15 protein-coding genes are annotated in these 16,706 nt (G+C 47.5%); 6 read left to right on the top strand and 9 right to left on the bottom strand.

What is annotated here, in order from left to right; genetic code table 11:
- Positions 1-18 precede the first annotated feature (18 nt).
- The gene (locus SHD_RS20080) at positions 19-1,413 is read right to left on the bottom strand and encodes a PhoH family protein (RefSeq protein ID WP_023268804.1); all 1,395 of its coding nucleotides are present in this window, start codon (positions 1,411-1,413) and stop codon (positions 19-21) included.
- A 402-nt stretch (positions 1,414-1,815) separates the two neighbouring features.
- Here SHD_RS20080 and rapA point away from each other — a divergent pair, with 402 nt between their 5' ends.
- The gene (gene rapA, locus SHD_RS20085; RefSeq protein WP_023268805.1) at positions 1,816-4,722 is read left to right on the top strand and encodes an RNA polymerase-associated protein RapA; all 2,907 of its coding nucleotides are present in this window, start codon (positions 1,816-1,818) and stop codon (positions 4,720-4,722) included.
- Between the two features lie 247 nt (positions 4,723-4,969).
- Complete coding sequence (locus SHD_RS20090) at positions 4,970-5,887, top strand: DUF3530 family protein (protein WP_023268806.1); 918 nt, start codon at positions 4,970-4,972, stop codon at positions 5,885-5,887.
- Between the two features lie 65 nt (positions 5,888-5,952).
- Here SHD_RS20090 and SHD_RS20095 read toward each other — a convergent pair whose 3' ends face one another.
- Positions 5,953-6,759, bottom strand: coding sequence for a crotonase/enoyl-CoA hydratase family protein (locus tag SHD_RS20095; RefSeq protein ID WP_023268807.1), 807 nt, complete (start codon positions 6,757-6,759; stop codon positions 5,953-5,955).
- Between the two features lie 568 nt (positions 6,760-7,327).
- On the opposite strand from SHD_RS20095, the gene SHD_RS20100 reads away from it, so the two are divergent.
- Complete coding sequence (locus SHD_RS20100; protein WP_023268808.1) at positions 7,328-8,323, top strand: response regulator; 996 nt, start codon at positions 7,328-7,330, stop codon at positions 8,321-8,323.
- 18 nt (positions 8,324-8,341) lie between these two features.
- The gene (locus tag SHD_RS20105; RefSeq protein ID WP_023268809.1) at positions 8,342-9,316 is read left to right on the top strand and encodes a GGDEF domain-containing protein; all 975 of its coding nucleotides are present in this window, start codon (positions 8,342-8,344) and stop codon (positions 9,314-9,316) included.
- 57 nt (positions 9,317-9,373) lie between these two features.
- Here the strand turns inward: SHD_RS20105 and rraB are convergent, their stop codons facing one another.
- From rraB to SHD_RS20135, 6 genes are all read right to left on the bottom strand, one after another.
- Positions 9,374-9,781, bottom strand: coding sequence for a ribonuclease E inhibitor RraB (rraB, locus tag SHD_RS20110; RefSeq protein ID WP_011715766.1), 408 nt, complete (start codon positions 9,779-9,781; stop codon positions 9,374-9,376).
- A gap of 43 nt (positions 9,782-9,824) precedes the next feature.
- Complete coding sequence (locus SHD_RS20115) at positions 9,825-10,568, bottom strand: 1-acylglycerol-3-phosphate O-acyltransferase (RefSeq protein ID WP_039978801.1); 744 nt, start codon at positions 10,566-10,568, stop codon at positions 9,825-9,827.
- Positions 10,569-10,751: 183 nt separating this feature from the next.
- Positions 10,752-11,531, bottom strand: a complete 780-nt coding sequence (locus SHD_RS20120; protein ID WP_023268812.1) for a metal ABC transporter permease — start codon at positions 11,529-11,531, stop codon at positions 10,752-10,754.
- 4 nt (positions 11,532-11,535) lie between these two features.
- A complete protein-coding gene (locus tag SHD_RS20125) occupies positions 11,536-12,444 on the bottom strand; it encodes a metal ABC transporter solute-binding protein, Zn/Mn family (protein ID WP_023268813.1) in 909 nt (302 codons plus the stop codon).
- Positions 12,428-13,609, bottom strand: coding sequence for a porin family protein (locus tag SHD_RS20130; RefSeq protein ID WP_023268814.1), 1,182 nt, complete (start codon positions 13,607-13,609; stop codon positions 12,428-12,430). Before SHD_RS20130 ends, SHD_RS20125 begins: the two co-directional genes overlap by 17 nt.
- Positions 13,610-13,690: 81 nt before the next feature.
- On the bottom strand, positions 13,691-13,981 hold the full coding sequence (locus SHD_RS20135; RefSeq protein ID WP_039978803.1) for a hypothetical protein: 291 nt from the start codon (positions 13,979-13,981) through the stop codon (positions 13,691-13,693).
- Between the two features lie 255 nt (positions 13,982-14,236).
- On the opposite strand from SHD_RS20135, the gene SHD_RS22375 reads away from it, so the two are divergent.
- Complete coding sequence (locus SHD_RS22375) at positions 14,237-14,362, top strand: hypothetical protein (RefSeq protein WP_011627280.1); 126 nt, start codon at positions 14,237-14,239, stop codon at positions 14,360-14,362.
- Positions 14,363-14,442: 80 nt separating this feature from the next.
- Here the strand turns inward: SHD_RS22375 and SHD_RS20145 are convergent, their stop codons facing one another.
- Complete coding sequence (locus SHD_RS20145) at positions 14,443-14,772, bottom strand: hypothetical protein (protein WP_023268816.1); 330 nt, start codon at positions 14,770-14,772, stop codon at positions 14,443-14,445.
- Between the two features lie 221 nt (positions 14,773-14,993).
- On the opposite strand from SHD_RS20145, the gene SHD_RS20150 reads away from it, so the two are divergent.
- Positions 14,994-16,646 (top strand): mechanosensitive ion channel family protein, encoded by a 1,653-nt coding sequence (locus tag SHD_RS20150; protein ID WP_023268817.1) that lies wholly within the window; start codon positions 14,994-14,996, stop codon positions 16,644-16,646.
- Positions 16,647-16,706 lie beyond the last annotated feature (60 nt).

The following is a 16,706-nucleotide window of genomic DNA, read 5'->3' on the forward strand; positions in this document are numbered from 1 at the left end:
TAACAATAAAGTAAATAGTTAGAGATGTTCTTCGGCGTATTCGGCCAAGCGTGAACGCACCACCCCATTCAAGTACAGGTTAGCGCTGCCTTCAAAGTCTTTAAAACGTTCCACTATGTAGGTTAACCCCGAGGTCACTGCGGTGAGATAATTCGAATCGATCTGCGCTAAGTTACCGCAACAAATCAATTTTGTGCCTTCACCCATCCGAGTGATCATGGTTTTGATCTGCGATGCCGTCAGGTTTTGACATTCATCCAAGAGCACGATGGAGTTTTGGATCGAGCGGCCGCGCATAAAGTTGATCGACTTAAATTGGATATTCGCCTTCTCCATGATGTAGTTCAAACTGCCGGTGGGATTCACATCATTCTTATGCAGCACTTCTAAGGTATCAGTAATCGCCGCGAGCCATGGCATCATCTTCTCTTCTTCGGTGCCAGGTAAAAAACCTATCGATTCAGCAATTTCCGGCGTATTACGAGTCACAATCACCTTATCGTAGCGATTGCGCTCCACCACCAGCTCAAGTGCCGCCGCCATTGCCAGTAAGGTTTTACCGCAACCCGCTGGCCCAGTTAAGATCACCAGATCAATATCGGGATCGAGCAGCGCCTGCAACGCCATACCTTGGTAAACATTCTTGGGTTTTACGCCCCAAGCCTCGAGGTTTTTTAAGCGTTCGCGGCCCAGATCTAAAATATGCAGATGGGTATCGCTACGCTCAGTGACGCGGCCACAAAAATCAGATTCGGTATCAATCAGATACTGGTTAATGTAGAAGGGTTCGTTGTCTAAATCTTTCAGTGGGACTTCGTGAATCGTATGTCGACCGTGGCGCTCGGTGGATACCTTGTTTAAGTGCTCCCAGAAATTTCCTTCGAATTGATAAAAGCCCTTGCTGAGGAAACGAATATCATCGATCAGCTGGTCGGTCCGATAATCCTCAACCAATAGAATACCCGCGCCCTTGGCCTTAAGACGCATATTGATATCTTTAGTGACTAACACCACAGTACGTGGATGGTGGAGGTTTTGCAGGTGCAAAGCGGTGTTGATAATGCGGTTATCGTTGCCATCCCCCGGCAGGGCGCCTAGGGTAAAATCGACAAGATGGTCAGGGAAAATAGACAGCGCCCCTATCGCATCGGCATGCCCTTCTCGACTCGGTAAAGGGACACCATTAATGATTTGTTCCGGTGTTGTATCACCGCCTAGGGTATCTTCCAGCGCCCGTATGGCGACCCTAGCATCCCGACTCACATCACTCTTTCGATCTTTAATCTGGTCTAGCTCTTCTAGCACTGTCATCGGAATGACCACATCGTGCTCTTTAAACGAATAGATCGCCAAAGGTTCATGTAGTAACACATTGGTATCCAGTACAAACAACTTTCTGTCGTCTTGTTCCATGGCGCCTCCAGAGTGCTCGATTGTTTTTATGCTACATCTCTTTCCCGGTGAGTGGATATGGCTCCTATGTCAGTTGGCGAAGTAAAGAATGATCTTAAAGTTCAAGCCTCTACTTAATAAAGACGGCTAGCGGCTTAAACTAATATTGGCACCATTCTCTCTGAATGCCAACCGAACGAACCTGTGTTTAAGTCGGTGACTCGAGGGCAGTGTAGGTCCCTCGATATGACAGTAGCATGACAAATCATCGAACGACTATAGAGAATTTTCTTCACTGTTCAATTTGTAATCTAGTGTGTGGGGAATTAGGCTCTAACGGGTGAGAGGGCGATTCAAATATCCCTAGTATTGATATAACATACGCGCCCTTTGTTAGAGTCCGCCCAGAGATGAGAATTTAAGATGCCGTTTGCCTTAGGACAACGTTGGATAAGTGATACCGAGTCAGAGCTTGGTTTAGGAACAGTCGTACAAGTTGAAGGCCGTATGGTCACAGTGTTATTCCCTGCGACTGGTGAGAACCGCATGTTCTCGCGCAACGAAGCCCCTCTGACCCGTGTCATATACAACCCTGGCGATACGGTTGAAAGCCATGAAGGCTGGAGCCTCGCGGTTGAAGAACTCACCGAAAAAGACGGCCTCGTCGTCTACCACGGTATCCACAGCGAAACGGGCGAAAAAGCCAGCCTGCGTGAGACTCTGTTAAACCACAATATTCGCTTTAACAAACCGCAGGATCGCCTGTTTGCCAGTCAGATTGACCGCCTCGACCGTTTCGGCATTCGTTATCAATGCCAGTTACTGCGTCATCAATTGGCTACCTCAGATTTACTCGGCTTACAAGGTCCACGCGTCGGTCTTATCCCCCACCAGATGTGGATTGCCCATGAAGTGGGTCGCCGTTATGCGCCGCGTGTATTGCTGGCCGACGAAGTGGGTTTAGGTAAAACCATCGAAGCGGGTCTGATTATCCATCAACAACTGCTCACTGGCCGCGCCGAACGGGTGTTGATTATTGTGCCGGATACCCTGCGTCATCAGTGGTTAGTGGAAATGCTACGCCGCTTTAACCTGCGCTTCTCAGTCTTTGATGAAGACCGTTGTGTCGAGGCCTTTGCCGACCATGACAATCCTTTCTACACCGAGCAGTTAGTGATTTGTTCCCTCGAATTACTGCGTAAAAAGAAACGTCTCGACCAAGCACTCGATGCCGACTGGGATTTGCTGGTCGTCGACGAAGCCCACCACTTGGAGTGGACCGAAGAAGCCCCGAGCCGTGCCTACCAAGTGGTTGAAGCATTAAGCGAAGTAGTGCCTGGCGTATTGTTGTTAACGGCAACGCCGGATCAACTTGGCCATGAGAGCCACTTTGCGCGCCTGCGCCTACTCGACCCGGATCGTTTCTACGACTACGATGCCTTCCTCGCCGAAGAAAACAGCTACAAAGATGTCGCCGTTGCCGCCGAAGCCTTAGCGGGCGACGCAAAATTATCCGATGCTGCCATCAACAGCCTCACCGAATTACTCAGCGAGAAAGACATAGCGCCGAGCATTCGGTTAATTCAAGCCGAAGATATCGATAGCGAACTGCAACAAGCGGCCCGCAGCGAATTGCTTCAAGAGTTGCTCGATCGCCACGGCACTGGCCGCGTGCTTTATCGCAACAGTCGCGCCTCGGTAAAAGGCTTCCCGAAACGTATTTTCAACGCCTATCCCCATGCAATGCCTGAGCAGTATCTCACTGCTGCCCGTGTGAATGAGATGATGGGTGGCCGTAAGACCTTAGAAGCGAAAGCAGCACAAGCCCTAAGTCCTGAAAAACTCTACCAAGAATTTGAAGATAACAGCGCCAGTTGGTGGAAATTCGATCCTCGCGTGGATTGGTTAATCGAGTTTTTAAAGTCGCACCGCAGCAAGAAAGTGCTGATCATCGCCAGTGGCGCCGATACCGCCCTGAGCTTAGAAGAAGCCCTGCGTACCCGTGAAGGCATTCAAGCCACAGTCTTCCACGAAGGCATGTCGATCATCGAGCGCGACAAAGCAGGAGCCTACTTCGCCCAAGAAGAAGGCGGCGCCCAAGCGTTGATCTGTTCTGAAATCGGTTCTGAAGGGCGTAACTTCCAGTTCGCCAGCCACTTAGTGCTGTTCGATCTGCCATTAAACCCAGATTTATTAGAACAACGTATCGGCCGTTTAGACCGTATTGGTCAAAAGAACGATATCCAAATTCACCTGCCCTATCTGCAAGATACGGCGCAGGAGCGTCTGCTCAACTGGTATCATCAAGGCCTGAATGCCTTCGAACTGACCTGTCCAAGTGGCCATGTGCTGTACAGTGAATTTGCCGAAGATCTGTTAAACGTTCTCGTCGGCGGTGATGAAGATGAGCTAACCAATCTGCTCAACCACACCCAAAGCCGTTACAAAGAACTGAAACACGCTATGGAGCAAGGCCGCGATAAGCTACTGGAAATCAACTCCCACGGCGGCGATAAGGCCAAGGCGATTGTCGAGCGCTTAGCCCAAAGCGATCAGGACACTAAGCTGATTGGTTCGGTGATCCGCTTGTGGGACATTATCGGTGTCGATCAAGAAGATAAAGGTGAAAACTCTATCATTCTGCGCCCAAGCGAACATATGATGTTCCCAACCTATCCGGGCCTGCATGAAGATGGTGTGACGGTCACCTTCGACCGTGATACCGCGCTGTCCCGTGACGATATCGCCCTGATCACCCAAGAGCACCCATTAGTGCAAACAGGCTTAGATCTGATCACAGGCTCTGACACAGGTACGACGAGCGTCGCGATTTTGAAAAACAAAGCCTTACCCGCAGGCACCCTGTTCTTAGAACTGATTTATATGGCGGATGCTTCGGCGCCTAAATCGAGCCAGTTATACCGTTATCTGCCACCAACGCCTATCCGCGTACTGCTGGATAAAAACGGTAACGATTTGTCCGCTAAGGTGGATTACACTAGCTTTGACAAACAGTTAAGCGCGGTTAACCGCCATATTGGCAGCAAGTTAGTCACAGCTTCACAACCGATTCTGCATCCGTTATTTGCTAAGGGTGAAGAATATGCCCAAGCCGCGGTGAACGAGTTAGTGGCACAGGCACGTGAGAAAATGACCAGCCAACTGACGAGCGAATTAGACCGTTTAGAATCCTTGAAAGCGGTTAACCCGAATATCCGTGAGGAAGAGTTAGAGTACCTGCGTAATCAAATGCAGGAACTGAGCACTTACCTCGATGCCAGCCAGCTACAGCTCGATGCGATCCGTATGGTATTGGTGAGCCATGTCTAATCCGCAATGACGGTAAGCCAGAGCCGCCTCATGCTCACTTAAGCGAATATGTAAACGCCCAGCCAATTGCAGGGCGTTTTTATTTTTTATTTCCGACTTTACAATAAGTATGGCTATGGACTGGGTCAAGGCACTGCCATGCCCGGTCGCCGTCACGACCTCAAGCAAAAATTGCTTCTGCTACGCCGCTTCAGGTTATACTCTAGCTAATTGAATTTATGAGACTACACAGGTGGTTATCAATTCTATGGCGCGTATTATTCCCTCGGTATTGGGCCTAGCCTTAGCTCTCGCCTGTGCGAGCTTACTCGCCGCCGATCCCAGTAGCCAAACTCCCGAGCCTAGCGCCGAAGCTGCTCAGTCTAAATCTAACGCTCCCGCTAAAAGAGCGAGCAGCTATTTACCCGCGAGCGAGATCAAGCAAATCACCATAGATGACCAACCACTTGAACTCTTAGTCCGCTCGTGGGAAGGCCGAAAAAAACTCGGTGCAGCCATTATTTTACCCGCCACTAATGGCACCGCCGATGCGCCCGGATTAATGGCCTTTGTCCGACGTAATATCAATGCTGCTGGTTGGGCGAGCTTAAGCCTCACACCGCCAACAGAACCACCAAGTCCCAATTTTGCCACTCCAGCAACCGAAGTGACCTCTGCGGGGGCAGCACAGCTCAGTAGTCCGTCGAATAAACCGAGTCAAAAGGTAAAGCCAGAAGAAAGCAATAAGCACCTGCTTGAACAAGAAGACTTTTTAGTCAAAAGCATGTCACAGCTCGACAGCATTGGCACCGACTTCCCCGGTAAACGAGTGTTGATCACTGCAGATCAAAGTGCGGGATTGTTGATAAGCCTATTAAGCCAAAACAAAATTGCCGATCCAGATGTATTGATTGTCATCAATCCCTACAGCGAAGATGAGACACGTAATCAAGCCATCGCCGAAAAGCTGGCCAAGCTCACTATGCCGATACTCGATATTCAATCACCCGATGGCCATCCTGCATCGATAGAAACAGCTGCACAACGCAAAACTCTCGCGGTGACCTTAGAAGCGCCGAATTATCGGCAAACGACATTGGCGTTAAATCTGGATAACGAGAGTGCATGGCAGAATTGTTTAACGGCCATTAGAGGATTCGCCGCCCGCATGAGCGGCGCCTATTAAGGTGTGAGCCTTATAAACCTAAGCTATCCATTGCCACGGCTTTCTAACCAACTAACTTACACCCGCTACCAACCCGATTGGCGATCTTGATAGGCTTTATTGGGATCCTTTAGCTGACGAGTCGCCGCAATCGCACGATTTTTTCCGAGTAACAGTCTGACTTGGCTCCACGACTCACGGCATAACAGTGCACGAATCGACGCAGTCCAACTTCGGTTGATGCTCAACTTAATCGCCGCGGCGGCATCGGGGGAGGTATTGAGAAGCTCTTGGGCCAATTGCTGCGCGCTTAACATTGGGTTATCACTTAACTGAGTCACTAATCCCAAGTTTTTAGCTTCTTCACCCGATAAGACTTTGGCCGTAAGGCTGAGTAACATCGCCTGATCCTTAGGCATAATTTGCCTGAGCGTCACTAAGCCAGCCATATCCGGCACTAGCCCCCATTTGGCTTCCATAATAGATAACTTACTGTCAGGACTCGCAATTCTAAAATCAGCACCTAATGCGATTTGCATGCCACCGCCATAACAGCAACCTTCCAACACCGCGATTACGGGCACGGGTAAACGTTGCCAGCCAAGGGAAACTCTCTGTGCCAAGTTGGCATTACCTGGCAACCATTTAAACAACAACTTAAATGCTTGCATCGGTGCTGACATCACACTCTTTACGTCCAGCCCCGAACTAAAATGGCCGCCAGCGCCCGATAAAATCACCAGTCGAACGCGTGTGTCTGTTTTAATGCTTTTAATCGCTTTGTCCAGTTCGCTAAACATCAAATAATTAATTGCATTATATTTTTCTGGGCGATTGAGCCTGACATATGCAATGCCATTCTCAACCGATACTTGTACACAAGGCTCCGTCATGAAATATCCTGTTACTGGTCAGTCCAGAATAAATGTTAACACAATTGGCATGATCAACCAAAGGATGTAACATAAGGCTAAATTTTGACTTAAGTCAAAATATTGTCAGCCGTCATTAAGTATTAGTGACTGATTATGTTAGGCTGGAGTCTAATCCTAATAATTTCATGATTATGAAGCTGTTAGATTTAGATACGCGTCAGATTAATTCCTGCATTCCTTTAGGAAATTGCATTACTGGCAACTCAGCTTATCTAAGGTATCTGTATCAATCTTTGCACGTGAGAGATACCTTGGGCCTCATTCGATGGATTAAGCATATTAGTATTCGCAAAGTAGGCGTATTTTTTGTGAATAATGAAGAATGGAATTTTACTTATCTATCCCAAATTTTAACCGCCATTTGCTCTTAGAATTTATGGAAAGATGAATAAAATTACTCATTAAAATCTATATGTTACCTATAGATGATATAAATAAAACTTGCCCGAAGGACGTAATTCGTCACTCAAACATTCAGAATTAGTGTTATCTTCAATAAATGGGCAAATAAGGATCTGTAGTCAGTATGACAATATCTGTACTCATCTGTGACGATTCCGCCATGGCGCGCAAACAAATGGCACGCACCCTACCTAAAGAGTGGGATGTGGAGATTACCTATGCCACTAATGGTGCCGAAGGCTTAGATGCCATTCGCGCTGGTAAAGGCGAAGTGGTATTCCTCGATCTCAATATGCCGGTAATGGATGGTTATGAAGTACTGCAAACCGTCCAGCAAAACGATCTCCCCGCGCTGATTATTGTGGTTTCTGGGGATATACAGATCAAAGCCCATGAAAGGGTTAAAGCTTTAGGCGCATTGGATTTTATTCAAAAGCCCGTCAGTGCCGATGCCATCAGCAATATTCTGCAGGAATATGGCATTCTCACCCTAACACAAAAAGATCAGGCGGAAGACACGCCGATGATCAAAGTCGATATGCGTGACGCCTGCCAAGAGATCGCCAACGTCGCCATGGGGCGCGCCGCCGATCTGTTAGCCAAATTGCTCGATGTTTTTGTGCTATTACCAATCCCGAATGTGAATGTGCTTGAGGTCAGCGAACTGACGATGGCACTCAAGGCCACAGAGGAAAGCTCCACGGTCTCAGCCCTCTGCCAAGGATTTATTGGAGCCGGTGTGGCGGGTGAAGCCTTATTGCTATTCCATGATTCAAGCTTCCAAGATATGGCTAAACTCATGGGCGTCGCCAACCCTGAGGATAAAAATACCGAAATTGAAGTGTTGATCGATACTGGTAACGTACTTATTGGTGCCTTCCTTAATGGTATCTCGGAGCAATTGGATATGAAGTTCAGCCAAGCGCATCCTGTGGTGTTAGGCCGCCATTGCACAGTGAACGACCTTATCCATGATAATTCTGAAAAATGGCACAGAACATTAGCTATGGAAATTAACTATCGTATTGAAAATCATAATATTCAGTGCGACTTACTGTTGTTATTTACTGAAGATTCAATACCGACACTGAGCTACAAACTCGGTTATTTACTCGATTAATCAGTTGGACTTTACCTTATGTCAAACGATCAAAGCGCAATGAACGAACTCCATTGGCTTATCGATATGGTACAAACCATAGAAGTGGGTCTAGTGGTATTAGATCGCGATTACAATATCCAACTGTGGAACGGTTTTATGGAAAACCATAGTGGCGTATCGCCCAATTCCATAAAAGGTCAAAACTTATTTACTCGTTTCCCTGAATTGCCCGCGGCTTGGTTAAAGCAAAAGATGGAATCGGTTTTTATGCTTAAAAATCGAGCCTTTATCAGTTGGGAGCAAAGACCTTACGTCTTTCAGTTTAAAAACTATCGCCCGATTACTGGCCGTGCCGATTTTATGTACCAAAATGTGACCCTGTTACCTCTGGCATCATTAACGGGAAAAATCACCCATATCAGCGTGATTATTTATGATGTTACCGATATCGCGGTCAACAAACTGCAGCTCAAGGCCGCCAACGAACAGTTAGAACGCCTTAGTCAAACAGATGGTCTGACACAGCTCCATAACCGCCGCCATTGGCAACAATGTTTGGAACATGAGTTTGATCTCTATGCCCGCTACTCAGGCATGGCAAGTTTGGTCATGATAGACATTGACCACTTTAAAAATATTAATGATACCTATGGCCATCTAGCCGGTGATAAGGTTATCCAACATATCGCCCATCTTCTGAGTCATTCATTGCGGGAAACCGACTGTGTCGGTCGCTATGGCGGCGAAGAGTTTGCCGTAGTCATGCCCAATACCAGTGGCACCGATGCCCTCAACTTTACCGAGCGTTTGAGGGAAAAGATCGCTGAATCCACCGTAGTGTATGAGGGGCTGAAGATTAAAGTGACTGTCAGCCTTGGCGTATGTGAAATAGGCAAACATATTACGAGTAGTTCAAGTTGGATTTCCTGCTCAGACAAAGCGTTATACGAAGCCAAACAGAAGGGGCGTAACTGTAGCGTCCTGCACACCGCACAAACAACAGGTTACTAAAACCAAAAAGCCCATCGTTGATGGGCTTTTTGTTACTCAAATCTCAATGGTCGAGAATTAGTGCGGGAAACCGTCATCTTCTTCGTCGTCACCTTCTTCATCATCGATATCGTCGCCAACGAAGTAAGTGCCCCAGCCGTCGTAATCCACTTTTTGTTTAGCGGCGAGTTGCAGTAACTGCTCGGTCGCTTTATCCAGTAATGCCACTTCCAGCTTGTGGTAAGCAATAGCATCAAAACAGAAAATCACTGAGCCATCTTCCAACTCCATCTCTTCAGCATCATTGACTTCAAAACCGAGTTTGAATGCATCAACGGCGGCTTTTTCTAAGCGGTCGAAGTTGCTAGATGAGAAATGATGCTCAATGGTGTATTCAGCATCTGGCTCTGAGCCATCGTCAAGCAGGGCTTGCACTATGTCACGATTCTCGGCAAGTTGGGCTTTTAATTGACTTTCAATAGACATGGATTTGTCTCCGTTAAGGTAAAACTGGCTCAAATTGGCGCTATTATACGTCATCACCTTCGAGAGTTTTACCCATTAATGCTGCCGCTTCACGATTTATCTCGTTAAATTTGGCCGACATAGTCTCATACACTTGGGCAGAAAAGGCCTTAACATCGGCTTTGTCTAACCCTTCGGTTGGGATAGGCGCCATCATCTCAATGATGACAACCCCGTTATCCCAACGGTTTAAATTAATATGGCTCTGGCAAGAGGCGAGCACTGGCACTATTGGCACCCCTGCGGCAAGCGCAGTATGGAATGCGCCCGCTTTAAAGGGGAGCAGGCCGCGGCCACGTGAGCGGGTACCCTCGGGGAAAATCCACACAGATAAACGGTTCTGTTTAATCTTTTCAGCGGTTTTGGCCATGGTATCGAAGGCACTGTTACGATTTTTTCTATCGATCAGAATATTGCCCGATAACCAGTAGATCTGCCCAAATAGCGGGATCCACACTAAGCTCTTTTTGCCTAAACTGACGGTACTTTTGGGCACAGCTTTAGTATGAGTGAACAAATCGAAGTTATTTTGATGATTCCCTAAAAAAATGTAGGGACCATCCTGCACCTCTTTATGCCGACGCACTATGACTTTGAGCCCTAGAATAGGGGCGACGGATGAGAAGATCTTGGCGAACATATGTACATTGTCACGGTGACGAGGTCTCAACAAACAAACCAAACCACCAAAAATAAACGCGAGTAACAATGACACAGCCAACAACACAGATCTGACGATTAACAGCACGACATGCTCCAAGGGTGAAAGTGGCGACAGTATAGCCACCCAGCCCAAGGGACTCAATATAATGTTTACATCTGTAAGCTGAGTTGCTAACAATCCAAACAAAAGCCCATCGGCACACGCGCAATCATGCACGCCGATGGGCTTTTAAATCAATATCTAAGCTTAAAAAGCTAAGCTAAAAACCTAGTTTGCGACCTGGCGCACTGCCGCGATTTTACTTAAGCCTAAACGGAATACTAAAGCACTTATGGCTAAGGTAGCGACAATCGCCGCACCGCTCGGTAAGTCCAACGTAGCCGATAGCACCAGCCCCAGCAAGTAACCCGTAAGGCCGACCAGATAGGCATAAAACAAGCCGTTTTTACCTTGATACTTGTTAAGGGCAAGTGCAGGTAAAATAAGGGTGCTAAACACTAAATAGACCCCAACCAGCTCTACCGACAAGGTGATCACCAACGCAAATAGCAGATAGAATCCCGCACCGTTTAAGATCTGTGGCCGCAAGAATATCACCGCTAACACAGCCGCATACACCACTGTCGGTAACACTAATTGCGACCAACTCACCCAAAGGATCTGGCCCGACATCAATTGCTTCAACAACTCTGCCCCGTGGGGATCGTTTGCCAGCAATAGCATGGCCGCCACCGCCGACAACACGTAAAAGCAACCTATCATCGCCTCTAGCTCGCCCGCCATACGCTTGGATAACCAAGCGATAAATCCCGCCCCCGCAAGGGCGAATAAGGCTGGCATCCACACATTAGAAAATGGTATATCCTCTAATCTGTGGTCCATATGTGCCACAATCGCCCCCAACGCGGCGACTTGTGCAATAGCTAAATCGATAAAGATAATCCCACGCTTAAGCACTTGTTTACCAAGTACAATATGCGTTGAGAGCACTAAGATCCCCGCCGCCAGTGCTGGCAGCAGGATCGACATCAGTTCCAGATCCAGCATAGGCTTATTTCACCCCGTTTAAGAGGGAAATTGCACTGTCGTAGAGGCTAAAGAGATCTTGGCTGGCATCGTTACCACCAACTGACATTGGCAGCATGACAACTGGCAGATTAGCCTTTTCGCCCAACCAGTTAGCACCGCGCTCATCCTGATAGGACGCCACAACCACCGCCAAAATATCCTTCTGCTCGGCGCGGCTAAGCAGACTCGCTAAATGACCGCTAGTCGGTGCCAAACCGGGTTTAGGCTCAAGATCAGCGACTTGTTCTATGCCTAACCAGTTAAACAGGTATCTAAAACTGGTGTGGTAAGCGATGACTTTTTTGCCTTTTAACGCTTTGGCTTGTTCTTCCCAGCGAGGAATAGCCGCCTGCCAACGTGAACTAAAGTCCGCTAGGGCCTTTTGATAATTCGCCGCCTCACTTGGATGCAGCTGACTCATCTTGGCACTCAGTGCATTCGCGACAGTGAGCAGACGATTGGGATCGAAGTGAATATGCGGATTACCCTGTGCATGCACATCGCCCATGCTGCGGTCGACACTCGCTAATTTATCTAAGGTATCGATCTGATCGGCGGCGAAAAACAGCCCCTGATCGGTAGAGCGAACCTTAGCGTTAGCCGACTTCATTTGCAGCATTGGTAGCCAACCGATTTCTAAATCGGCGCCCGCACAGACTACTAGATCCGCTTGGCGCATTTTGGCGATCAAACTCGGACGCGCCTGCACTTGATGTGGATCCTGCAGGGCCGTGGTTGCCGAATAAATGTTGGCATTTGGAGCCAGCTCTTTTGCCAGTGCGGCATATTCGGGTTCACAGGCAAACACATTCAGCTCAGCGTGGGCAAAGCCTGAACAAGCGATAGACAGGGCCGCTGCGGCCGCTTTAACAAAATTAGAATTGATGCGCACCGTGAGCCCCCAGAGACATAATGTATTGAATAGTGAAAACATTGTCGTCTTCGATTCCATCGAAGTTAGTTCCCTTCTGATTGGTGTATTGGAAACGTACCGTGGAGAAATGGCTCGAATGCCACGCCAGACTCACCTCAGATTCCTTTAACTTCTGTCCATGGAAATGATCGCCATGGAGCTCTTGAGTATCCACCTCACCGTAACGCACACCCGCAGACCAGCTAGGCGTGAATTGATACACGCTGCTCAGATACCAACCTTGATGATAGTCCTTGCTCGGCGCGTCCTCAGGATGCAGGTCGCTCGGTACAAAGTCCGTCACGCGGTAATACTCACCGCTCAGGGTCAGGTTTTGGTATTTATAGTTGCCATTTGGCGCCCATTTATACACAAAATCAGCCCCATAGGTATTTTTGCCTGTGTAAGATGCCGCATGGCTGTGATCATGGCCTTCCTCGGCCGCTTCATCTTCGTGCTCGTCACCCTCTTCATGGGCTGTAACTTGACCATTTTCGTTACGCAGGTAGCTCAATCCCGCCTGCCATGAACTGTTATCACCAATATCACCACCGATCTTGGTGTAGAAGGTGTAAACACCCACGTTTTTAAACTCACGCTCACCGTGTTCATCGGCAGCGCGCATGCTATCGCCTTTAAAGGCTTCTGCACCTATGGTCCAATACAGATCCGTTGGCGCCACAAAGTTTAAGCGCACACCGTCATCAAAATAATGGCCGCCGAAAAATGCGCGATAAGCAATCGGGCGATCAGTGAATGAGTCAGTATGTAAATGCTGGTTATTTAAATAGCCGATATCCGAGAGGAAACGTCCGCCACGGATTGAGAAACCCGCTGGCATCGCCATGGTTTGGATAAAGGCTTCTTCGAGATTGAGTTCAGTTTCACCGTCGTGCATCTCAACAACGGCGGTCACTTTGCCATAGAACATGTCGTCAATATTGGCGCTCATGGCCAGCTCAGTTTCACCTAAACCAAAGCCTTCGGCGGTTTCAGCCAATGGACGTTCAGCCGTTTGGTAGTAGCCATTGAGTACTGCGCTAATCGCTGGATTGGTTAAACTTGAGTCAGCGGCAAATAATGTCGGCGATGCAAATGCGCATGCCAAGGCCACCAAAGAAATTCGGTTGTTCAAAACAGTCATGATATCTCCAAAATACAACTAGCACTCGATGACCCAGAAAAGTCACCAAGAAATACAATAAGTTAAAATGTAAAAGTTGATTTAACGGAGAGCTGGCGGCGCGCGGCTGTGGTAAACACTGACGTGTTTAGAGAAGGTAATGGGTAAGACAAACTCACAAACATCGAATCGCTGTACCGCTAAATGGAGCTTAAGCGGCTGGGTGAGCAGAATTTTATTCAGCTGATGTTGATGAAAGCACAAAGTACAGTGCGTCTTTGCCCCATCATCAAGGTGAGTCACGCTATGGGCTGAGGCAACAAAAGACAGCAATACCAATACGGCAGCAAGCCATATCGAAATTGTGCGTCTTATGTGACTGTGCAGTCTCACTCAGTCGTCCCCATAGTAAAAAAGTGGCTCAAGTTTAAGTCAGGCGGCTAGCAAGTTGCAATAAGGTAATCGCCCTGCAATGCGTTACAAGATATTTACCATTGCAACTTTAGGGTGAAAAACGTACAACAAAAAACTGACTCAGGTTGGCAAAAAGAGTTATTTAAGATTAGCTTAAGTCAGTAAAACTATGATGTGCTCGGTGTGATACCCGCTCAATCTAGAATCCATTCAATCCAGCAAAAGGCAACCAAAATGCTAGCATTTTTTCGTGAAAACTTAGGATTAATCTTAGGGATAGTGATTTTCGGCGCAGTGATTTTGGGTGGTATTTATTACGTAGAACACTCATTAGAGAGTCAAGAACAGGTTGTTCAATAGCCAAGCTCTAGTCTAAACCAAGTTGAGCCTGTGCGATAACACCTGCGCAGCTCGACTCGGTTAATCCAATCCCCTCACCTCTAGCGATACTTTTGCCGTTGATCGCTATCGTCTTCTTTTTTAGGTGCCTCAATGGTTTGCAATTGATCCATAAAATGGCTCACCAGCAGCAACATCACACAGAAGATCATCACAGGGATCAAAAAATGCCGCGTCGAGGCATCGAAGTAGCAGTATAAGCCTGTAGCTAAGCTCGCATAAAAGCCAAAAAGTTTTAGCTTCAATAACTTAGGGTTGTGCCCCAGCCACGCTGAACAATGGGGGCATTGCACTTGAGCGTGAAAGCCTTTGCCACGCTGTTGGGTAATTTGAGCAATTTTAATCGACTGATGGCAATGGGAGCACAACATTTACGGTACATTCCTAACTATGGGGCGCTAAGTCTACCAGATCCTCATCCCATTAAGTCGAACTAATTAGCACTCTTGCAGCAAGACTTCCCGCAATAGCTTAATGCTGCAAACCCGCGCACAACTTTCGTACTCTAGCAACAATTTATGCTGTTGCGATTTTACAGTGTTAAACGCACCTTCTATGATGTAGCTACCTATTTTTATTGAAGATAACGCCTATGCGCCGCTCACTCATATTAATACTTGCCCTAAGCTTTCCCCTGCTATTGAGTACCGAGGTTTTCGCGACGGATGCAGAACCGGTCGCCGCCACGCAAACCGCGCCAATCCCTAATGAAACTCAAGTTGAGCTCACAACATTACAAGCAGCCATTAAAGAAGATATTGCGCGCTTAGCTCAATCCCAAGGTGAATTGCGTACCATTGTTGAATACCGTATTCAGAATAAGACCTTACAGCTACGCAATAAGATTAAAGCGCTGTTAGAAGACGGCACCTACGATAAAACTTTTATGCTGTCGATAGTGCATGAGCAGCTGAAATTTAATATCAAAATCAATGAGTACTTTAATGATATCGTCACTAAGTTGTCCCACAAGCTCGGCACGACGGATGATGAAGCGACTCTACTCGAGATCTCACATCGCGAGCTCGATAAGGACAATAACTACAAACAACGACTCGAGACCTTAAACTGGCTCAGCCAAATGGGTGAAGATGTGGCAGCGCAAAAAACCGAGCTGACCCAAATCCTCTTAAGTCGCGCCGATAACTTCGATAGCTTTGTTACCTTCACTCAGCAACAGTTACAAAATGCAGTCAACGCCGCCACTAATGCGGGTAAAGACGTGACCGCAGCGCAAACCAGTCGCGTTATGCAGCTGAAGGATAGATTGGCGCTCAACAGTCAAAGCCTTAGCATAGATATCGACTTACTCGATGCGCTAGAGCAAAATACTGCCTCACTGAAAAAGACCTTGTTCAGTATCTCAGGCGATATTACTCAAGATGTGCTGAGTATCGATGTAGCCTCAAGCCTCGTTGAGCAATGGCTCAATACCGCCAAAGAACAGGCCATTAACCATGGTCCTACTTTAGTCTTTAAGTTATTTATCTTCTGTCTGATCCTGTTTGTCGCAAGCCTTGCAGGCAAACTGGCGAAGAAGATTGTCCGTAATACTGTCAGTAACTCTAAGTTAAATTTCAGTAAGTTACTGCAAGACTTCTTTACCTCGCTCTCGGGCAAAGCGGTCTTTACTATCGGCGTGCTGATTGCCCTCTCTCAACTTGGCATAGAGTTAGGCCCGTTATTGGCAGGCTTTGGTATCGCCGGTGTGATTATCGGTTTCGCCCTGCAGGATTCACTCTCGAACTTTGCCTCGGGCATGATGATTTTGATCTATCGCCCCTACGATGTGGGCGATCTGATTAACGCCGCAGGTGTTACGGGGCGTGTAAGCCATATGAGCCTTGTCTCCACTACAATTAAAACGTTAGATAACCAAAGGCTTATCATTCCAAACAATAAGATTTGGGGCGATACCATTAACAATATTACTGCCGAGCATCAACGCCGCGTCGACATGACCTTCGGTATTGGTTATGGCGACAATATTGAGCATGCCGAAGCCGTGCTTAAGTCGATTGTTGAGGCGCATCCTAAGGTGCAAAAAATCCCTGCACCAACCATTAAGCTGCATGTGTTAGGGGAATCCTCGGTCGACTTTATCGTCCGTCCTTGGGCCAAACCCGAAGATTATTGGGATGTGTATTGGGATATTACCCGCGAAGTGAAAATGCGCTTCGATGCCGAGGGCATTAGCATTCCTTTCCCGCAGCGCGATGTGCATATTTACCAAACCAATAAATAACGCTTCGCCAACACGAAAACTAAACAAGAGGCGCAATCCTAGATTGCGCCTTTTTCATTA

It is taken from the genome of Shewanella decolorationis S12 (assembly GCF_000485795.1).
Classification (GTDB): Bacteria; Pseudomonadota; Gammaproteobacteria; order Enterobacterales; family Shewanellaceae; genus Shewanella; species Shewanella decolorationis.